Here is a 20,173-nt window from a genome sequence, read left to right as displayed (position 1 = left end):
ACGAGAGGACAAGCGGCTACCAGGGCGCGAGCGAGGTACGAACAGGCAGCCCGGCCCGGAAGACCGAGCCGATGGAGCGACACCGCGCACCGCACGGTCCGAGCTCGGGTGGAGGCAGTGATCGGTCCGATGACGAACTGCAAGAGCCTCCACGACTGCCGGGAGCAGGGCGACGGCCTTCACCACGGCCCGGCCGTCCGAGCCATCGCCCAGATGTACGACCTCGCCCTCACAGCGTGACCGGAAGACTGTCGCCACCGGCTTCGACCTGCCCGAGCGTTGCCGGGTCAGTTCCCCCGTCGGCCCGCCGCGATCCGGCCGAGGGCCGTCTCCAGTACCTGCGTCTCCTCGAAACCGCCGTCCTCCATCTCAGCGGCCAGTTCTTCCGCGGTGCGGACAGGCGGAACATCTCGGGAGTCGGTGACCAGTGCGTCGAGGGCGGAGAGCAAGCGGGCGTCCGGGGCGTCCCGCGCCTGCGACGGAAGCTCCTGCACCAGGAGGATTCCACCAGGAACCAGCGCGTTCCGCACGCAGGCGAGCGTGGCTGCACGGCTGCCGCGGGGGAAGAACGCCTGGGCCCAGTAGGCGACCTCGTATACCGCCTCGTCGGCCAGCTGCTGTGCGTAGATGTGACGAACCTCCAGACGGTCGGTCACCCCGGCCGTCTCCGCCCGCTTCACCAATTCTTCGACGACGTCGCCGGCCCGCTCGACACCGACCGCGCGCAGCTCGGGGAACATCGCCAGGTTGGCCAGCAGGAAACCGCCCGTGCCACTGCCGACGTCCAGCAGTGGGCCGCCCGCAGCCAGCCGGTTGCGGATTTCCGGCAACACGGCATAGGCCATGTCGAAGATGGCCTGCGAAGCGGCAGTGGGCAGCATGCCCCAGTTGCGGGCCACGGCCAGCGCATCCGGCTCCCAGCGGGGGCTCCCGGCGGGGGAGAGGGCGGAGCCGACGCGGTCGCGTGCCGCGGCGACCTCGTCCATCGAATAGTCCAGCCGCAGCCCGGAAGGGCCGTCGTTCAGCGCAGCGAACTCCGCGGTGAGGACGAACGTGGAGGACGATCCCTCTACTCGGTTGACTATCCCGGCCGATTCGAGCACGTCGACGACCCGCTGCGCACGCACGGTAGAGACCCCGCTGATGCCGGCCAGTGACTCGACGGTCGTGGGCGAGGCCAGCGCAGCCAACCACCCCCCAGAGGCCGCCGCACGCAGCAAGTCGACCACCTGGCCGGCCGCGGCCCACTGCCGCAGACGCGCGCGGGCGCTCATCGCCGACTGAACGAGGCCGAGTTCCGACTCGATATCTCCAGTCCTCTGCTCATCCGGATTCGCGCCGATGCCGCTGTCACCGTTACCTTCGGTCGATTTCTTCATGCCTTTTCTCCCGCGTTGTTGAGCAACATCAAAGGCGCCTGGTCGGCTGATCCTTCAGGAATGAGCGGAGCAAGGCGCGCGTCACGTGGCCTGCCCAGGCTACAACATGAGGGAGAACGTTCGGTATGCAAGCCTCCGACCTCTCGGTCCCGGAAGCGGCGGTCACCGCGGTGCAGCGCTCGATCGTCGAGCTCACCAGCGGTCGGTTCCATCGCGGACGGCAACGTTGCCCATGTCAAGGCCCGCTGAGCACAGACACCGAGAGGGGGCGCCCCAGAACTGGAGTGCCCCCTCTGCGCGGAGTCAACGGTGTGGTGTCAGCGTGCCCGGGTCGGTCGGATGATCAACTCGTTGACGTCCACATCCGACGGCTCTCCGATGGCAAAGGCGATCGCGCGGGCGATCGAATCCGCCGAAACGGCGCCGGCCGCGCGGTATTCCTTGATCGCCTGGGCCGCGGTCGGGTCGGTGATGCTCTCGGCGATTTCGGATTCCACGACACCGGGGGAGACGGTCGTCACCCGGATCGAGGGGTCGACTTCCAGGCGCAAGCCCTCGGTGATCGCCCAGGCCGCGAACTTCGTCGCGCAGTACACCGCGCCCGTCGGCACGAGTTCGTGCGCCGCGGTGGACCCCATCGTGATGAAGTGCCCCCCACCCTGCCGCTGGAAGTGCGGCAGCGTCGCCGCGATGCCGTGCAGCAGCCCCCGCACGTTGACGTCCAGCATCTGGTCCCACTCATCGACGAGCAGCGCGTCGAGCCGGGACATCGGCATGATTCCGGCGTTGTTGACAATGACATCCACCCGCCCGTGCTCGGCCACCGCGGCGTCGACGAACGCGGCAACGTCCGCGCGGTCGGTGACGTCGAGGCGCCGTACGTCGATGCTGCCGCCGGCCTTCCGGACCCGGTCGGCCAGTTCGGCGAGGCGGTCCTCGCGCCGAGCCCCGGCGACGACGTGATGTCCTTCTGCGGCGAGGCGTGTCGCCACTGCTTCACCGATGCCGCTGCTGGCGCCGGTGACGAGGATGATTTTCGAATCGGTCATGGCATCATCCTCCGTGCTGGAGCGGCCGGGAACGAGGGTGTGTTGCACCCAGGCTGACGCCGCCGCGGTTGCTACTACTCCAGAGAAAAACGGTGGTCTCTCGACGGAGTGGCCCCTCAGTGGCGCAATTACTGGATTCAGAATCTTCCATTCTGGTCATCCGCCCATGCGAGCTAGGCTGCCTGCTGATGACTGAGGTTGCGCAGCAGGCAGTGTTCTGGACCGATGACTCGTCGGTCTGCGAGCACATCGGCCACGGTGAGGACATCGCCGCGCACTTTCATGACTACGGTCAGTTGAGGTATGCGGCCTCCGGGGCGCTCGTCACGACGACCAAGGCCGGTACCTGGGTGGCGCCGGCGAGCCGCATCACGTGGGTGCCGCCCTTCCACGTCCACAGCAGCCGTTCCCACGGTGAGACCGATGCCCGCGTGCTCCCGGTTCCGGCAGAGCTGTCCGAGGAACTGCCGTCCGAACCGTCGATCTTCGTGGCCAGCGCACTGCTGCGCGAGGCGTTCATGGCGATGAGCAGCGAGCAGGAGCCTGCCGCCAGTGAGCGTGGCGGTCTGCTGCTCGCAGTGATCCGCGCGGAGCTGATCCGCGCTCCGCAGGAACCACTACGGCTGCCGGAGCCGAGCGATCCTCGCCTCAAAGCCGTCACCGACCTTCTCCACGCCGACCCTGCCATTTCGGCGACGCTGGCGGAGCTGGGGCACCGGACCGGCTCGAGCGAGCGGACTCTCAGCCGGCTGTTCGGCAGCGAATTGTCGATGAGCTTCCATCAGTGGCGCACGCTGCTGCGGGTTCAGCGGGCGTTGCTCGAACTCTGTGAAGGTACCTCGGTCACCGAGACGGCGATACGGCTTGGCTGGGCGAACCCCGGCAGCTTCATCAGCGCTTTCACCGATCTCGTCGGCCAGACGCCCGGTCGTTACCGCTCCACAGCGGGCACGGCGCGCAGGTGATCGCAACCTCCGACTTGGCGGGTTACCAGAAAATCGTGGCGGATTACGGGTGGCACGCCCGCTCGCTCGGCGGCCACGCTTGCAGGCATGTCTCACCACCTCCCGGGTCACGGCGCCGTGACTTCGGCACCCGCCAAGACGGCATCCTCCGGAGTCACGCTGGGTGACCTGATCGTGCAGGCGCTCAGCCGGCACAGCTCGTCCGAGGCCTTCGTGGCCGGTGATCGGCGACTGACCTACGCGCACGTCAGGGACCTTCTCTCGCAGTACGTGGCCGCGCTGGCCCAACGGGGAGTGGGGCTCGGCGTGGGGGTCACGATGCTCAGTCCGAACATGCCTGAAACGTGGATCGTCCAGGCCGCGACCTATCTCCTGGGCGGCCGCTTCACCGGGCTGCAGAACCTGGCCTCGGTCACGGACCACATCACCGTTTGTGAGGATGCCGAGGCCACGGTGCTGGTGGTGACCGCACCTCTGGAAGAGCACGGACGGCAGGTCCTCGCCGAGGTCGACTCCCTGCGACATCTGATGGTGATCCCCGCAGCCGGCGGTCTGCCCGGGGGCGAGCCCCCGGCGGTTCGATCGCTCGACCGCGGTCCGGCGGAGGAGATGGGTGTCGCCTGGCTGCAGTACACCGGGGGGACGACCGGCAGACCCAAGGGCGTGATGCAGTCGCATCGGTCGATGGCACAGATGGTCTACGCGCACATGGCCGACTTCGAGCAGCCGCATCTCCCGCGGTACCTGGCAGCGGCCCCGCTCACCCACGCGGCCGGGCTGGCCGTCATTCCGGCACTGCTGCGGGGCGGCACGGTCGTGATCGAGCAGGGCTTCGACCCCAGCCGGTTTCTCGACGTCATCGAAGCCGAGCACATCAACTGTGTGAACGGCCTTCCAACGATGATCTACACCTTGTTGGACGAGGAACGCCCTGAGACCAGAGATCTCTCCAGTCTTGAGGTCATCTGGTACGCCACCGGACCGATGTCGCCGGTGCGCCTGGCGGAGGCTCGCGAGCGGATCGGTCCGGTCTTCTCCCAGATCTACGGTCAGACAGAGTCGGCCGGTATCGGGACGGTCCTGACCAAAGCCGCACATGAGACGGCGAGCCTTGAACAACTCGCCTCCTGCGGCCGGCCCGTGGTCGGCAACCGCATCAGACTCATCGACGACGACGGCCACGACGTTCCGTTGGGTGAGGTGGGCGAGATCGCCATGCGGAGCCGCGGGGTGATGCACGGCTACAAGAACCTCCCCGAGGAGACAGAGGCGGCACTCAAGGGGGGATGGCTCCACACCGGAGACCTCGCCCGCCAGGACGCCGAGGGCCTGATCTACATCGTGGACCGCAAGAAGGACATGATCATCTCAGGTGGTTTCAACATCTACGCCAGTGAAGTCGAGGCTGTTCTGACAGCGCACCCCGCGGTGGGCTCAGCCGCCGTCATCGGCGTGCCGGACGGTCGCTGGGGCGAGATCGTCACCGCGTTCGTGGTCCCGCGGCCGGGGCGGCAGGTCGACATCGCCGCGCTCCAGTCCTACGTGAAACAGGCGAAGGGCTCGATGTATGCGCCCAAGAAGGTCCTGGTCGTGGACTCACTCCCCGTGACGCCAGTGGGAAAGGTCGACAAGAAGCGCCTGCGCGCACCGTTCTGGTCCGACTCGGCCCGCAATGTCCACTGACCATCCCCCCTTGGCCCTCCACGCGGCCATCCACGAAAGGCACTCAGTGTGAACGCACCGCCATCCCGACTGATCGACTTCCATTCCCACTGGGGCACAGAGCAAGGATGGAAGGGAAGCCCGTACGAGACCGCCGAGGACCGCGAGGCCCTACGGGGCTACTTCAAGTGGGACATGAGCTTCGTCAGCGACGAGGAGCAGGCCGTCCAGTTTCGCCGCGCCAACGTCAAGGCGATGCTCGACTTCGCGTTCACCCACACCATGGATGCCGGGGCACTGCGCGACCAGCACGACTACGCCTTCGACTACGCGCGTAAACACCCCGACGTCGTCCTGGGCAACTGGATCGGCATCGATCCCACGCAACCGGCTCACGTCAAGGAACTCGAACGCTGCCTGAGCGAGGGAACGGGACTCGTCGGACTCACGGTCCACTCCTTCACACCGGCCGGGACACCCGATCAGCCGGAATGGGAGACCTGTCTGAACATGTGCGCCGAGGCCAACCGTCCCGTCCTGGTCCATGTCGGCATGTCGGCCACCGGGGCCGGCACCCGCGGAGGCATGGGCATCACCCTGGAGGGCTGCCACCCCCGCTACGTCGACCGCGTCGCGGCCAAGCATCCCGATCTGAACGTGATCGCGGCTCGGGTGGCGTGGCCCTGGCAGTCCGAGATGATCGCTGTCGCACTGCACAAGGCGAATGTGTGGATGGAGCTCCACGGCTGGTCACCCCGCTACTTCCCCGACGAACTCACGCGCGAGATCGGCAAGCGGCTGCGCAAGAAGGTCTTCTTCGGAGCCGACTACCCGATGCTCACCCATCAGAGGCTGGTTGAGGAGTGGCGCGAGGAGGGCTTCTCTCCCGACGTCCTCGACGACGTGTTCTCCGGCAACGCCGAGACCTTCCTCACCTCGATCGGAGTTCAGTGATGGACGTCGGACTCACCGGCAAGGTCGCCATCGTCGGCGGCGGCAGCGACGGCCTGGGATACGCCATCGCGGATCGACTCCTGAAGGAAGGCGCCCATGTCACGCTCTTCGCGCGACGCGCGGAGAAAGTCACAGCCGCCACGCAACGGCTCGCCCGTGCATACGGCGAGGAAAAGGTCCTCGGACTGACCGCCGACTGCTCGGCCGACAGCGACATCGAGCGCGTCACCGCATCGACCCTTGAGCGGTTCGGTCCAGCCGTTCACGTTCTGGTCACCAACGACGGCGGACCGCCGATCCGGCGCATCAGTGAACTCACCGACGAAGTGTGGCTGAAGGCCTTCGAGCGCCACTTCTTCTACGTGGTGAGATCCGTGCGAGCCACCTTGCCGTACATGACCACCGAAGGCGGCAGCATCCTCAACGTGGTCTCCGGCGTCGTCGAGCGCCCGGCCGTCGGCATGGCGGCGTCGGTCGGCGTGTGGTCGGCGGTGATCGGCTACGCCAAGACCCTCGCCCTGGAGGTCGCCAGGCAGAACATCAACGTCAACACCCTGCTGTCCGGATTCTTCGACACCTCCCTGCTGAGCGGAATGCTGGAACGACAACCAGAGTTGTCCAGAGCCGGCCTCGGGAACCGAGTGCCGATGGGACGCGTCGGGGAGCCCCGTGAGTTCGCCGACCTGGTCGGTGCGCTCGTGTCACCCAACGTGCGATTCCTCACCGGCGCGGTGATCCCGGTCGACGGTGGTGCCGGCATCGGCATGGGCGCGAGCTTCGACTCGCCGACTTCCAAGTGAGGAACTGTTCATGAAGCGGACCATGAAGATCTCGACGATGCTCACCTACGGCACCGACCCGCGCGAGGCCGCCGAGCACATCACTCGACTTGAGGCAGCCGGGCTCGACACCGTCTGGGTCGCCGAGGGGTACGGTTACGACTCGCCAACGCTGATGGGCTACCTCGCGGCCCGCACCTCGAGCGTGGAGATCGGCGCGGCCATCCTCAACGTCTACTCCCGCACCCCGACGATGCTCGCATCGACCGCGGCAGGACTCGACAGCGTGTCCGGCGGCCGGGCCGTCATCGGCCTCGGCGCCTCCAACCCGAAGATCATCGAGGGGTGGCACGGCATGCCCTTCGTCCAGTCGACCGGCCGTACCAAGGAGACCGTCGACATCATCCGCGCGGTCCTGCGGCGCGAGGCGGTCGACTACAGCGGCCGCTCCTTCGAGATCCCTCTTCCGGCCGGTCAGGGCACCGGCCTTGGTGAGCCGCTGAAGATCATGACCAAGCCGCCCCGTTCTTCGGTTCCGCTTTACGTCGCCGGGCTGGGACCGAAATCAGTCGAAGGCGCGGCGGAGTACGCCGACGGCTGGCTGCCTTTCCTGTACTCTCCCGAGGGCTCCGCCGGGGTATGGAGCGACGCACTCGCCGCGGGAACCGCGAAGCGCTCCGAGGAACTGGCCCCCCTGGAGGTCGTCGCCGGTGGCATCGTCGCTGTCGGCGAGGACGTGAAGCACGTACTCGACCTTGCTCGGCCGATACTCGCGCTCTACATCGGAGGCATGGGCGCCCGCGGCAAGAACTTCTTCAACGACCTCGTCCGACGCTACGGCTACGAAGCCGAGGCCGAGGAGATCCAGGACCTCTACCTCGCCGGCAAGAAGAAGGAAGCCGAGGCCAAGGTCCCGTTCCAACTTCTTGAACAGGTCAACCTCGTAGGCCCGGCCTCCTATGTCCGGGAGCGGATCGAAGCATTCAGTGAGTCCGGCGTCACCAATCTCCAGGTGACCCCGACCGGCGACGACCCCGCCGGACTCGTGCGCCAACTCAAGGAGTGGGTAGCCTGATTTCCGTTTTTGCCCGGGCAGCACCCCTTGCAACGCTTGGCGGTCAATGGTCCTGAGGTGGCGGCCTCGCCGCTGGTCGGAAGGCCGCTCGGCCGGCAGGCCAGGAGGTCACCGTTTGCCAAGGTGACGCCCCGTCAGCGCAAGTCGAGGACCGCCTTCCCGGTGATGTGGTTCTCGACGGCCTCGTGCGCGAGCGCCACGTCGTCGAGGCCGAAGGAGTGCACCGGCAGTGGTGTGAGAGCGCCTTCGCGCAGGGCCGCGGTGATCTCTGCGGCGGAGCGGAGCAGCGCGTCCCTCGGTTCGGTGAGGAACAGCGCGAACCGCAGCACCAGGTTGGACCACATGAGACGGAAGACCGGCAGTGCCGGGTCGTCGGGCTGCGCCGTGTAGGTCACGATGGTTGCTCCCGGGCCGGCAACGGCCAGATCCAGTGCGAGGTTGTCGGTCAGTGCGACCTCGATGATCCGGTCGACAGGCCCGGCATCGTCGAGGATCTGCTGAGCGGCGTCGGCGTCGCGGTAGTTCACGACGAGGTCCGCACCCGCAGCCCTGGCCGACGCGGCCTTCTCCGGCCCGCTGACCGTCGTCACGACCCGCGCGCCCGCGGCTTTGCCGAGTTCGATCGCGTAGTGCCCGACGGCGCCCGCACCGCCTGCGACGAGGACCGTGCGGTCGCGGGGCGAGCCGTCGGCGTGCAGGCACCAGTGCGCGGTCATCGCCGGGATGCCGAGGCAGGCGCCGAGCTCGTCGGAGATCCCGTCCGGCAGCACAACGGCCTGCTCGGACGGCACTACGGTCCACTCCGCCGCGGTCCCCCACGGATGGCTCGCGCCGGCCATCCAGATCCACACGCGGTCGCCGATCCGGCTCGGGTCGACGCCCGCGCCGACCGCGTCGATCGTGCCTGTGCCGTCCTGGTGCGGAATACGTCCCGTGTGTTCGCCGACGGGCTGGAAATCCTGCGGTGTGGAGTTCAGCCGCATGAAGATGTCACCCGGGTTGATCGCGGAGAGTGCGACGCGGACACGGACCTGGCCGGGGCCGGGCTCGGGGCGCGCGACGTCGAGCACCCGCAGCACGCTCTTCGCGGGGCCAGGAGTGTCGTAGAGGGCTGCTCTCATTGGTTCATCTCTTCTCTTGCTTGCGTCTTCTCTTGCTTGTGGCGCGGTCCACGGCACCGATCAGAGGACCTGCATGTCGTCACGGCGGGGGTCAGTACCGCGCTGTGGTCTGGCCTCCTCGGCCGCGAGATCACTGCCTCGCCAGCGGTCGGCTGGGACAGTGCCGGCGTGCGGCTGACCTCAGCTGGTCCGACCGGCCGCGGGGATCACTGATCGATGGCGCTGGCGTGAGCGGATCTCGTTCGGATCCCTCTTTCACGCCGTGACTGTCCTTCTAAAGGCCGGCAGCGAGGCTTCGCATGACCGACTCCAGATCGCGCTCGCCTGCCGGGGTCTGGGCACCGCGCTCCAATGCCCCCGTCATGAGCCGTGCCGGCAGAGCCCCGCTCACCAGATCGGCCCATACGTCGTTTTCCGTACGCAGGCCGTCGGTCAGGTCTGCCGGAGGCACCAACTGCTTGGCGGCGGCGATGAGCTCCGGGGGGAGCGCGGCGATCTTCCCAGCCACCCCGTCGACGAACGCGTCCAGCTCGGCCGCCGGTACCGCACGGTTGATCCACCCGTAGGCGGCCGCCGTGTCCGCATCCACCAGGTCACCGGTGAGCAGCAATTCCAGCGTCCGGTTGCGCCCCACCCGCTCGCGCAAGTACTGCGTTCCACCGCCGCCCGGCACGATGCCCATCAGCACCTCGCTCTGACCGATGCCTGCGGTTTCCCGTGCGGCGAAGGTCATGTCGGCCGCCGCGACGAACTCGGCGCCTCCGGCTCGCGCCCTGCCCGCCAGTTTGACGATCGTCACCTGCGGCTGGTGACGCAGCAGCTCACCGACGCCCTGGAAGAGATTGGCGTCCGGGTGGCGGTCGGCGATCACCCGCAGCTCGTCCATCTCGTTGAGGATGTGGATGTCGACGTGAGCGATGAAGAACTCGGGGTTGGCGCTGGAGAAGACAATGACGTGGACCGAGCCGTCGTCCCGCAGCATCCCGAGGACGTCGTGCAGTTCGCGGATCAGGGTTCCGCTGAGCACGTTGACGGGGGGATTGTCCAGGGTGATCCACGCGACTCCGTCATCGAAGGCGACACGAAGCGTCGTGTACCGGTCCGGGTTCATGAGCGATCCAAGGTGTGCGATGAGCCAGTAGGTTTGCTATGCATACCTACCCTGGGCTCTGCGCCGAGCCCGGTCAATAACGCACTTTTCAACAACCAAGGATCGTGATGGATACCGAATCCGCACCCCGCCCGCCCCACCACCTGCCGCGATTCAGCGCCGAGTGCCCAAGCCGCCCCATCCTCGACCAGATCTCGGACAAGTGGTCGATGATGGTCATGGCGGTTCTGGAGCAACCGACGCGGTTCAACGAGATCAAGCGACAGCTGGAGGGCGTCACACAGCGGGTGCTGACCCACACGCTGCGGAGGCTCGAACGCAACGGCATGATCCAGCGCCGGGTGCTCGAAACGTCCCCGCTCGGCGTCGAGTACTCCCTCACGCCACTGGGCGAGTCGTTCCGCGGCCCCTTCACACGCCTGCACGAATGGACGATCGAGCACAGTGACGAGGTCCTGTCGGCGCAGCACGCGTACGACGTGCGGTCGTCGGGACGGTAGCAGCCGTACCCAACCCCTCGACGGTCTCGAAGACCCCACGGGGGAGCGACTCAGGGCGCTGCCTTTCGCCGGAGCGGGTTCAGGGCGTGGGCTCCGTCTCCGGGGTCTGGGCCAGGCCGCTGGAGGCGCGCAGCGGGACCTCTTTGATGAACAGCGTGACCAGGAAGGCGATCAGGGCCGCCGGGGCGACGTACAGGAAGATGTCGCCGATACCGTGGCCGTAGGCGCCTTCCAGCCAGGTGCGGACAGTGGCCGGCAGCACCGAGAGATCGGGGAGTTGGCCGCTTCCTGATACCCGTGCGGCGGTGGCCTGGTCCTGCGGGCTGAGCTGAGCGATGCTCGTGAGGGCGTGGTGGCCGATGCGGGTGGTGAGGATAGAGCCGAGCACCGAAACACCGACGGCCCCGCCGAGTGAGCGGAAGAAGGTGACCGTGGAGGACGCGGCACCGAGGTCGCTCGCGGCCACCTGGTTCTGAGTGCAGAGCACGAGGTTCTGGAGGGTCATGCCGACGCCGAGCCCCACCAGGGCCATGTACGACGCTATGTAGAGGTACGGGGTGTCGTAGCGGATGGTGCTCAGCAGACCCAGGCCCGCCGTGAGCAGTGCGCCGCCCGCCAGCAGCCAGCCCTTCCACTTCCCGGTGCGGGTGATGAGTCGGCCGGAGACGGTGGAGGAGACGAACAGGCCGGCGATGAGCGGGATCGTCATGACGCCCGACATGGTCGGCGAGGCACCGCGAGCGAGCTGGAAGTACTGACTGAAGAAGACGGTACCCGCGAAGAGGGCGATGCCGACGAAGAGGGAGGCGACGGAAGCGAGGGCGATGGTCGGGTTGCGGAACAGGCGCAACGGGATGATCGGCTCGCTGGCCCTCGTCTCCACGAACAGGAAGACCAGGGTTAGCAGTATCGCGGCGCCGACCAGCGTGTAGGTCTGCCACGACAGCCAGGAGTACTTGTCGTCGGCGAAGGTGACCCAGATCAGCAGCGTGCACACGGCGGCGGTGACGAAGAAGGCGCCGGACCAGTCGACCTTGACCTGGCGCTTGACCACCGGCAGATTCAGGGTGCGCTGGAGCACGATCAGCGCCACGACCGCGAACGGGACGCCGACGAACAGGCACCAGCGCCAGCCGAGCCAGCTGGTGTCGGTGATGACTCCACCGAGCAGCGGGCCACCGACGGTGGCGACGGCGAAGGTGGCGCCCAGGTAGCCGGAGTACCGGCCGCGCTCGCGAGGCGCGATCATCGCGGCCAGCACGATCTGCCCGAGAGCGGACAGTCCGCCGCCGCCCAGACCCTGGATGACCCGTGCGGTGATCAGCGTGGCCGAGTTCGGGGCGAATCCGGCCACCAGGGACCCGACGACGAAGACGACGAGGGCCGACTGGACAAGGATCTTCTTGTCGAACTGGTCGGCCAGCTTGCCCCACAGAGGCGTGGAGGCGGTTACCGCGAGGAGTGATGAGGTGACGACCCAGGTGTAGGCGCTCTGACCGCCACCGAGATCGTTGATGATTCGTGGCAGTGCGTTGGTGACGACGGTCGAGGAGAGGATCGCGCAGAACAGGCCGAGCAGTAGCCCCGAGAGGGCGCGCATGATCTGCGCGTGGGTCATCGGCTCGTGAGCGGTTCCTCCCTCGTGGTGGGCGTGCTCCTGCACACCTGCGTCGGGAGTTGTCATGGAGTACGGTTCCTTGTCTGGTACGTGATGGCGGGTGGCAACGGCTGTCAGGCAGCCGGGGTATGGGACCGCAGGGCACCCTCGGACGAGTGCGCGTACGTGTGCTGTCCGTCCCACGGAGTGTCGAAGTCGGCACGGAGCCGTGCCAGCAACCGCGCCAGCCCGAGGACGTCCTCGTTGCTCCAGTCGGCCAGCCGCGCGGCAAGGTCCCGCGAGCGCACCTCGGAGATTTCGGCGAGCCGGGCGCGGCCTTCGGAGGTCAGGCGCAGGATGCGTGAGCGCCGGTCGGCCGGATCGGGCTTGCGGTCGATCCAGCCCAGCATGGCGAGTTGGGCGACGTGACGGCTGGTGACCGAGACGTCGACGTTCTGCAGTTCGGCGAGCCGGCCGAGGCGCATGGCGCCGTGGTGGCCCAGCAGGGCCAGCACCGTGGCGGATCCCTCGGAGCAGCCGGCTGGAAGGGCCCGGCCCAGCTCTCGGCGTACGGAACCGACGGCGCTCAGCTGGCGCAGCAACTCCGCGAACACGGCGGTCTCGGCCACATGCATCTCCAATGTTATTGCTTGAGGCAACTATGTGGGTGGGTCGCTGCCTCGCGCGGGTTTCACCCCCTGGTGAATCGGTGCAGGGTGTGAGGGGTGCGCCAAGGATGATCGGGGTGGGGGAGTTCCTGGTTGTGAGCGGGGACCCCGGTGAAGGGGTCCTCCGCGTCTCCGCGTCGTCCGTCGGTACTGGGGTGGGCGGGTCAGGGCGCCTGGTCCGTGGCGCTGATGAGGGAGGGGGCCGTCTCCGGTGCGGTGACGGAGTCGGTGCGCCTCCGGAGGAGTCCTTCGACACCGGTCAGGAAGGTGTTGGATACCAGTTCGGGGTCGAAGAGGCAGCCGGCCGCCATGGCGCCGTCCCGGAGCATGACGAGGTGTCGTGCGGGCGGGCCGGCGGGCGCGTCGCTGGTCTGGGCGAGCAGATCTGTGACGGTGTTCAGGAACCACTGACGGTGGGTCAGGATGAACTGGTGGATGGGGTGGGCGGTATCGGGGTATTCGGCGGCTGCGTTGAGAAAGGCGCAGCCCCGGAAACTGGGGGACTGGATGCTGTTGGCGATGGATTGTGCGACCGCCTGAACTTGGGCGACTGCTGACTCGCTGCTCGCCCGGGCGGCGGCGATCTGTGCTCGGATCCCTTGGTCGGCTTGGTTGAGGTAGGCGAGGACGAGGTCTTCCTTGCCGGTGAAGTGCCGGTACAGGGTGGCCCGGGTCACCTTGGCCTCGACGGTGATGCGGTCGATGCCGACGGAATGGATTCCTTCCGCGTAGAAGATCTTGGTGGCTGTGTTGAGGAGTCGTGCTCTGGCCTCGGAGGTTCCTCCGCTGTCTTGGATTGGGTTCATCCGGTCAGGCTATCAAAGTATGAGGCAGAACGTTCGGTATTGACAAGAGCTCGGATCTACCCTTCTAATGATGCGACCGAACGTTCTCCTTCGAGGACGAGTCTCGAATACCCAAGGGATATATCGTGCGCATTCGTATCTCGCGTCGCCTCGCGCTCACCGCGGCCGCCTTCGCTCTGCTCGGTGCCGCCACCGCGCCCGGCGTGGCGGCGGCGAGCGGCGAGAAGCACTCGTCTCCGAAGCCGACCGTCGTCCTCGTGCATGGCGCGTGGGCGGACTCCTCCAGTTGGGCTCCGGTCATGGAGCGACTGCGCAAGGACGGCTATCCGGTGCGGGCCATCGCCAACCCGTTGCAGGGGCTCACCGACGACACCGCCTACGTTTCGAGCTACTTGTCCACCATCGATGGCCCCGTGGTGCTGGTGGGTCATTCCTACGGCGGCGCGGTCATCACCAACTCGGCCGCCTCGGACCCCGACGTCAAGGCGCTTGTCTACATCGCCGGCTTCATCCCCGCGAAGGGGGAGACCGTGGGTGAGCTGGCCGCCCAGTCGTCGCCGCCCATCCCCCTGGTCTCGACGTCCGTGCCGGGAGGCACCGACGTGTCCATCGATCCGGACCACTTCCGGGACGTTTTCGCCGGCGACGTCGACAGGACCACCGCCGCCAGCATGGCAGCCGCCCAGCGGCCCGCCAACACCAAGGCCGTCTCGGACGCCAGCGTCGACGAGGCATTCCGCACCGTACCCTCGTGGAGCCTGATCACACGCCAGGACCACGCGATCGCTCCTGACGTCCAGCGCTTCATGTCGAAGCGGGCCGGTTCACACATCACCGAGGTCAACGCCTCCCACGCCGTGATGATCAGCCGTCCCGGCGCGGTGACGGACACGATCGAAGACGCCGCCCGCAGTGTCCGGTGACACCGGTTGAGTGCATCCCGGTGCCGCTACGAACGCCGTTGACGCAATCCACACGAGAGGTGCCATGCCCGAGATGACTCACCAACGACTCGTCCGTCTCACCGACACGCTGCGGCGGACCATCCGCACAGGTCAGGTGGTCACCACCGGGCCGGAGTACGAGGCCGGCCGCCGCATATGGAACGGAGCCGTGTCCGCCCGCCCCGGTGTCATCGTCCGCTGTGCCTCCCCGGCCGAGGCCCGGGACGCCGTGCTGGCGGCGCGGGAGGCCGGTGTACCGCTGTCGGTGCGCGGTGGTGGTCACGACTGGGCCGGCCGGGCGCTGAGCGACCGGGGCCTGACCATTGACCTCTCCGGCCTGCGACGAGTGACGGTGGATCCGCTGGCAGGGGTCGCCGAGGTCGAGGGAGGAGCCACGGCTGCCGATGTCGTCGCCGCCGCCCAGCCCTTCGGGCTGACCGCGGCGACGGGTTCCGCCGGTTCCGTGGGCATGGCCGGGCTCACCCTCGGCGGCGGCTACGGACCGCTCAGCGGTCGCTTCGGGCTCGCCCTGGACAACCTGCTGTCCGCGGACGTCGTTCTCGCCGACGGCACGCTCGTCACCGTCGACGAGGAACGGGAACCCGACCTGTTCTGGGCACTGCGGGGCGGCGGCGGAAACTTCGGGGTGGTGACCTCGATGCGCGTGCGTCTGCATCCCGTGGAGTCCGTGCTGTCGGGCATGGTGATGTATCAGTGGGACCAGGCGGCGAGTGTCCTGGCCGGGCTGTCGGACTTCCTGGCCGGGAGTCCGGACGAGTTGACCGTGCAGTTCGGCGTCCTGCCTGGTCCCAAGGACGACGACCCCGTCGTGTTCCTCGCCCCGACCTGGAGCGGTCATGACGCCGGGGCGGGAAGGCGTGCTCTCGCGGGGCTCGACGCCCTCGGTACGCCTCTCGTCTCGCAGCTGGGACCCACCACGATGCCCGAGATGCTCGCGGGTATCGATGCGCAGTTCCCCTTCGGCCGGCATGTCGAGATCCGACCTCGTTCGGTCTCGTCGCTGACCGTGGGAGTGCGTGACGTGCTGACCCTCGCGGGTTCCACCCTCACCTCGCCCTACTCGGCCGTGTCCGTGCACAGCCTGCACGGTGCCGCGGCGCGCGTACCCGTGACCCGGACGGCTTTCGGCAACCGCGATCCGCACCTCATGATCGAGATCATCGCGCTGTGGGAACCCGACGACGACCGGGCATCGGAGCACCGCGCCTGGGCCAGCAACCTGACCAGTGCCCTGGAGCCCGAGGCCCTGCCGGGCGGCTACCCCAACCTGCTCGGAAGGGACGAGGTCGCACAGGTCGCACACGCCTACGGTCCGAACACCGAGCGGCTGCTCGCGGTGAAACGCCGTTACGACCCGGACAACGTCTTCCGCGCGATCTCCCTGCCGGTGGGGTCCTGAAACCTCGGTGTCGCCCTGAGCCGCCGGAGCGCAGGCGGCCGGTCCAAATGAATACAGGACACAAACCTAGCCACCTCAGTTACGCCTATGTAGAGTGAGCGTTACATACAGGTGGCCAGGCGGGCAGCACCGCACGGTCGGCCTCAACTCCTCAGCTCATCGGTCTTCCATGAAGGCCGCGTCAGGCGTCGCAACGAGGCGAGGTTTCCATGAGCATTGTCGAGCAGGTCAAAAGCGCGCCCATGAGTCGCGCACAGATTCAGGCAGTCGTGTTGTGCCTCGGGATGAACCTGCTGGACGGGTTCGACCTCCTGGCTACCTCTTTCGTAGGTCCCGCGATCTCTCGTGAATGGGGCCTGTCCCCGTCGCAGCTGGGCGTTCTGCTCAGCAGTGGGCTGGCGGGTATGGCTTTCGGAGCACTCTTCCTCGCTCCTCTCGCCGACCGTGTCGGCCGCCGCCGGCTGACCCTCGGGGGGCTGGCCATGGGCGCGCTGGGGATGCTGGCGGCGTCCGTGTCCCAGGACTTCGGCCAACTCCTCGCCGCCCGGCTGGTGACCGGCGCGGCGGTGGGTGTGATGGCGGCCAGTCTTCCCGTACTCGCCTCCGAGTACGCGAACAACAAGCGCAGAGGACTGGTCGTAGCGCTGATCACGACGGGCTACGGCTTGGGCGCGGTCATCGCCGGCATCACGACCAGTCTTCTGCTGGGTCCGTTCGGCTGGCGTGCGGTCTTCCTGTTCGGAGGCATCGCCACGGCGGTCCTCTTCGCACTCGGACTGCGCTTCCTGCCCGAGTCCATGGACTACCTCGTCTCCCGCCGACCCGAGGGCGCGCTGGCCAGGCTCAACCGGATTCTCCTCTCCATCGGACACCCGCAGGTCGACGAGCTGCCAGAGCAGGAGACCGGGTCGTCGCGGGGAATGGCGGTCGATGCCCTGTTCCGTGGAGGCAACGCCCTCCGTACGGTGCTGGTCTGGGTCGCTTTCACCACGGCGATGACCGTGTTCTACTTCGCGAGTTCGTGGACGCCCACGCTGCTGCTGGAGGCGGGCATGTCCAGCCAGCAGGGCCTCAGCGGTGGCGTACTCTTCAGCCTCGGCGGAGTCGTGGGTGTCATCTCGCTGGGCTTGTTGCTGTCTCGCATCGAGTCCCATCGGCTCACTGCCGCGTACTTCCTCGTCTCCGCAGTTGCGCTGGTGCTCTTCTCGGTGACGCTCGGGTCTCTGGGCGCCGCGCTCGTCGTCGCGGTCTTCGTCGGCTTCCTCCTCAACGGCTCGGTGTCGGGACTCAACGTCATCATCCCGACGCTGTACCCGGCCCATGCCCGTGCGACCGCGCTCGGCATCGCCGTGGCCGTGAGCAGGCTCGGTGCCGTATTGGCCCCACTGCTCGCCGGTTTCCTGCTGGAGAGCGGATGGGCTCCGGAGTCAATGTTCCGGATCTTTGCCGTTCCGGCTCTCGTCGGCGCCGCGGCGACGATTTTCCTGCTGCGCGGAGCACAGGCGGCCAGTGTGGATGCAAGGCCTGCACCGGCCGCGACCGAAGCTCCCAAAGGCGCTGTCGCATAAATGAGCCGACGGAAGCGAATTCCCTGCCTCTCCGCGGTTGAACCGTAGATAGAGCCGTGCCGGCCGGCGAATGCAGGGGAACCAGTGGCCGGAAGCGCAATACGTGTAACGTACGATCAGTACAGGAGGCGGTCGAGTGTCGGCCATGTCGCAGGATGCGGCCCCGTCGGGTGCGGGGACCGGACGGAAACCCGCCCTCGTTCTGCTCCACGGCGGTGGGCCGGGCGTAGACGCCACGAGCAACTGGGCCACGGTGCGCACCAGGCTCGCGGCCGGGTTCCGGTACTTCGCTCCCGACCTGCTCGGCTTCGGCACACAGATCGCAGCCGGTGAGGCGGGCGACGGCCCGCTCCAGGGCCCACGGGCCTGGGCACAAGCACGGGCCCGTCAGGTCCTGCGTCTCCTCGACCGCGAGGGCCTCGAGAGTGTGCACGTCCTCGGCAACTCGGCCGCGGGCGGAGCCGCCGCCCTGGCTCTCATGGCCGAGGCGCCCGACCGGGTCGAGCGCGCGGTCCTCATGGGCGGCGCGGGAACCGGACCACTGCCCCCCGCCGTTCCCTTCTACGACCGGCCGACCGAGCAGTCCATGAGGGCCGCGCTCAGCCGGCTGGTCGCGGACGAGGCCGCCCACGCGGAACTCCTCGGCTCCCTCACGCCGCTCCGGCTTGAGCAGGCCCTTCGCCCCGGTGCCGAAGCGGCCTTCCGGTCCATGTTCACGGACGTCGCCGACGGACCGTCCCCCGTCGACCTCTCGATGGTCCGTACCCCGGTCCTGGCCCTGCACGGAGCGTGCGACCGGGTCTCGGCGGTCGGCGTCTCCGAGCGCCTGGCCGATGCCCTTCCCCACGGGCACCTCAAGGTGGTGGCGGGAGCCGGGCACTGGATCCATGTCGATCGGCCGGACGAGTTCTGCGCCCTGGTAGAGGAGTTTCTGAGCGCGTGAAGCAGCCAAGCATCAGGAAAGAGGACCGCATCGACGTCCTTGTCGTCGGGGCAGGACCCGCGGGTCTGACCCTCGCCATCGACCTCGCCCGCCGCGGTGTGGCCTGCCGTGTCGTGGAGGCGACCGAACAGCGGACCGTCAATCCTCGGTGCAACACCACGTCCGCCCGGTCCATGGAGATCTTCCGGCGGCTCGGGCTGGCCGGCGAAGTCCGGCGGGCCGGACTTCCGGAGGACTACCCGCCCTCCATCCAGTACCGCACGACACTGCTCGGCGAAGAGATCTTCCGCATGGACATGCTCTCGGCCGGTGACGTGCTGGCCGGTGTCGGCAAGGAGGAGTGGCCCACGCCGGAGCCTCAGCACAGGATCTCGCAACTGTTCCTCGAACCCGTCCTGGAACGGCACGCGAATACCCTTCCCGGGCTGGAGATCGAACGCGGGGTGCGGCTGGTGGAGCTGCGCCAGCACGAGGATCATGTCGAGGCCGTTGTGGACCGCGACGGCACCACCAGCGTCCTGCGGTGCGCCTACGTGGTCGGCTGCGACGGCGCACACAGCACGGTCCGCCGTCAGCTCGGGATCCGTTACTCCGGCGTCGACGCGATCCAGAAGTTCGTCTCGACCTTCGTACGGTCCCCCGAGCTGGGCCGCATCATCGCGCGCGACCCGGCCTGGACGACCTGGACCCACAACCGGCGGCTCGCGTCCATGATCGCCATCGACGGCGACGAGCTGTGGCTCAACCACGTCGCCTTCCCGCCCGATCACGACACCGACCAGGAGGACCCGGAGCAGTTGCTGCGGGAGGCCGTGGGCGCGGAGGTCGAGCACGAGGTCCTCGGCCTGGTGCGGTGGACCGGTCGTCAGATGGTGGCCGACCGGTACCACGACGGCCGGGTATTCCTCGCGGGAGACGCGGCACACATCTGGATCCCCGTGGGGGGGTTCGGTATGAACGCCGGCATCCAGGACGCCGTGACGCTGGGCTGGATGCTGGCGGCGGTCCACCACGGGTGGGCACCCCCGGAACTGCTGAACGCGTACGAGAAGGAACGCAAACCGGTGGGGGAGCAGTTCGCGGGCGCCGTGGGCTCGGCCGCGCGCGCGTCCTTCGCGGACGTGTCGCCGGACATCCACCTTCCCGGCCCGGACGGCGAGAGGGCCCGCGCGGAGTTCGCCGCGCGACTCGCGACGACGGAGCCGCACCGGTACTCGCCCGACGGCTTCAGCTTCGGATACCACTACGCGGACTCACCGCTGGTGGTCGGCGGCGAACAGCAGGCCGCGATCGACATGAAGGGATTCCAGGAGCGCGCCCAGGCGGGTTTCCGCCTGCCGCACGCCTGGCTCGACGACGACCGGTCGGTGCTGGACGCGCTCGGGCCCGACTTCACCCTGTTGCGCACCGACGACGGCGTCGACGTGGGTGCCTGGACCGATGCGGCGCGCGAGCGGGGCATCCCCCTCGACGTGGTCGACCTGCCCGCGCGGTGGCCCGACCGCTACCCCGCCGCACTGCTCCTCGTACGCCCCGACCAGCACGTGGCCTGGATGGGGGAGGCGCACGCCTCCCCCGGGGAGCTCCTGCACACAGTCACCGGGCGCCCCGCCGCCCACGAGCAGTAGAAGA

General features: G+C 67.9%; 18 protein-coding genes. 11 read left to right on the top strand and 7 right to left on the bottom strand.

What is annotated here, in order from left to right; all coding sequences use genetic code 11:
- Window positions 1-287: 287 nt before the first annotated feature.
- Both ACIQFU_RS36835 and ACIQFU_RS36830 read right to left on the bottom strand, forming a co-directional pair.
- Window positions 288-1,379, bottom strand: coding sequence for an SAM-dependent methyltransferase (locus ACIQFU_RS36835; protein ID WP_402557584.1), 1,092 nt, complete (start codon window positions 1,377-1,379; stop codon window positions 288-290).
- Between the two features lie 317 nt (window positions 1,380-1,696).
- Window positions 1,697-2,428 (bottom strand): SDR family oxidoreductase, encoded by a 732-nt coding sequence (locus tag ACIQFU_RS36830; RefSeq protein WP_402557583.1) that lies wholly within the window; start codon window positions 2,426-2,428, stop codon window positions 1,697-1,699.
- Window positions 2,429-2,547: 119 nt separating this feature from the next.
- Here ACIQFU_RS36830 and ACIQFU_RS36825 point away from each other — a divergent pair, with 119 nt between their 5' ends.
- The 5 genes from ACIQFU_RS36825 (at window position 2,548) to ACIQFU_RS36805 (ending at window position 7,863) form a co-directional block, all read left to right on the top strand.
- The gene (locus tag ACIQFU_RS36825) at window positions 2,548-3,393 is read left to right on the top strand and encodes an AraC family transcriptional regulator (protein WP_402557581.1); all 846 of its coding nucleotides are present in this window, start codon (window positions 2,548-2,550) and stop codon (window positions 3,391-3,393) included.
- A gap of 174 nt (window positions 3,394-3,567) precedes the next feature.
- Complete coding sequence (locus ACIQFU_RS36820) at window positions 3,568-5,076, top strand: AMP-binding protein (RefSeq protein WP_402557580.1); 1,509 nt, start codon at window positions 3,568-3,570, stop codon at window positions 5,074-5,076.
- A 48-nt stretch (window positions 5,077-5,124) separates the two neighbouring features.
- On the top strand, window positions 5,125-6,009 hold the full coding sequence (locus tag ACIQFU_RS36815; RefSeq protein WP_402557578.1) for an amidohydrolase family protein: 885 nt from the start codon (window positions 5,125-5,127) through the stop codon (window positions 6,007-6,009).
- Window positions 6,009-6,809 carry an SDR family oxidoreductase gene (locus ACIQFU_RS36810; RefSeq protein ID WP_402557576.1) on the top strand — a complete coding sequence of 267 codons (801 nt, stop codon included), beginning with the start codon at window positions 6,009-6,011 and terminating at the stop codon, window positions 6,807-6,809. The genes ACIQFU_RS36815 and ACIQFU_RS36810 overlap by 1 nt, the downstream gene beginning before the upstream one ends.
- 22 nt (window positions 6,810-6,831) lie before the next feature.
- Window positions 6,832-7,863 carry an LLM class F420-dependent oxidoreductase gene (locus ACIQFU_RS36805; protein WP_402557594.1) on the top strand — a complete coding sequence of 344 codons (1,032 nt, stop codon included), beginning with the start codon at window positions 6,832-6,834 and terminating at the stop codon, window positions 7,861-7,863.
- A gap of 134 nt (window positions 7,864-7,997) precedes the next feature.
- Here ACIQFU_RS36805 and ACIQFU_RS36800 read toward each other — a convergent pair whose 3' ends face one another.
- Together ACIQFU_RS36800 and ACIQFU_RS36795 are read right to left on the bottom strand one after the other, a co-directional pair.
- The gene (locus tag ACIQFU_RS36800; RefSeq protein ID WP_402557574.1) at window positions 7,998-8,984 is read right to left on the bottom strand and encodes an NADPH:quinone reductase; all 987 of its coding nucleotides are present in this window, start codon (window positions 8,982-8,984) and stop codon (window positions 7,998-8,000) included.
- A 274-nt stretch (window positions 8,985-9,258) separates the two neighbouring features.
- Complete coding sequence (locus ACIQFU_RS36795; protein ID WP_402557573.1) at window positions 9,259-10,095, bottom strand: enoyl-CoA hydratase/isomerase family protein; 837 nt, start codon at window positions 10,093-10,095, stop codon at window positions 9,259-9,261.
- Window positions 10,096-10,202: 107 nt separating this feature from the next.
- Here ACIQFU_RS36795 and ACIQFU_RS36790 point away from each other — a divergent pair, with 107 nt between their 5' ends.
- A complete protein-coding gene (locus ACIQFU_RS36790) occupies window positions 10,203-10,595 on the top strand; it encodes a winged helix-turn-helix transcriptional regulator (protein WP_402557571.1) in 393 nt (130 codons plus the stop codon).
- Between the two features lie 79 nt (window positions 10,596-10,674).
- Here the strand turns inward: ACIQFU_RS36790 and ACIQFU_RS36785 are convergent, their stop codons facing one another.
- From ACIQFU_RS36785 to ACIQFU_RS36775, 3 genes are all read right to left on the bottom strand, one after another.
- Complete coding sequence (locus ACIQFU_RS36785; protein WP_402557592.1) at window positions 10,675-12,213, bottom strand: MFS transporter; 1,539 nt, start codon at window positions 12,211-12,213, stop codon at window positions 10,675-10,677.
- Between the two features lie 113 nt (window positions 12,214-12,326).
- Entirely contained in the window at window positions 12,327-12,821 is a 495-nt protein-coding gene (locus ACIQFU_RS36780) for a MarR family transcriptional regulator (protein ID WP_402557570.1), read from the bottom strand.
- 203 nt (window positions 12,822-13,024) lie between these two features.
- Window positions 13,025-13,666 carry a TetR/AcrR family transcriptional regulator gene (locus ACIQFU_RS36775; protein WP_402557568.1) on the bottom strand — a complete coding sequence of 214 codons (642 nt, stop codon included), beginning with the start codon at window positions 13,664-13,666 and terminating at the stop codon, window positions 13,025-13,027.
- Between the two features lie 125 nt (window positions 13,667-13,791).
- Here ACIQFU_RS36775 and ACIQFU_RS36770 point away from each other — a divergent pair, with 125 nt between their 5' ends.
- The 5 genes from ACIQFU_RS36770 (at window position 13,792) to ACIQFU_RS36750 (ending at window position 20,169) form a co-directional block, all read left to right on the top strand.
- A complete protein-coding gene (locus ACIQFU_RS36770) occupies window positions 13,792-14,589 on the top strand; it encodes an alpha/beta fold hydrolase (protein ID WP_402557566.1) in 798 nt (265 codons plus the stop codon).
- A 73-nt stretch (window positions 14,590-14,662) separates the two neighbouring features.
- Window positions 14,663-16,030, top strand: coding sequence for an FAD-binding oxidoreductase (locus ACIQFU_RS36765; protein ID WP_402557565.1), 1,368 nt, complete (start codon window positions 14,663-14,665; stop codon window positions 16,028-16,030).
- 209 nt (window positions 16,031-16,239) lie between these two features.
- Window positions 16,240-17,598: an MFS transporter gene (locus ACIQFU_RS36760; RefSeq protein ID WP_402557563.1), complete on the top strand. Its 1,359-nt coding sequence runs from the start codon at window positions 16,240-16,242 to the stop codon at window positions 17,596-17,598.
- Window positions 17,599-17,743: 145 nt separating this feature from the next.
- Window positions 17,744-18,541, top strand: a complete 798-nt coding sequence (locus ACIQFU_RS36755; protein ID WP_381610646.1) for an alpha/beta fold hydrolase — start codon at window positions 17,744-17,746, stop codon at window positions 18,539-18,541.
- The gene (locus tag ACIQFU_RS36750) at window positions 18,538-20,169 is read left to right on the top strand and encodes an FAD-dependent monooxygenase (RefSeq protein WP_381610649.1); all 1,632 of its coding nucleotides are present in this window, start codon (window positions 18,538-18,540) and stop codon (window positions 20,167-20,169) included. Before ACIQFU_RS36755 ends, ACIQFU_RS36750 begins: the two co-directional genes overlap by 4 nt.
- Window positions 20,170-20,173 lie beyond the last annotated feature (4 nt).

Origin of the sequence: Streptomyces sp. NPDC093065 (assembly GCF_044754585.1) — a bacterium.
Taxonomy (GTDB): Bacteria; Actinomycetota; Actinomycetes; order Streptomycetales; family Streptomycetaceae; genus Streptomyces.
This window is presented reverse-complemented; position numbering and strand designations above follow the sequence as displayed.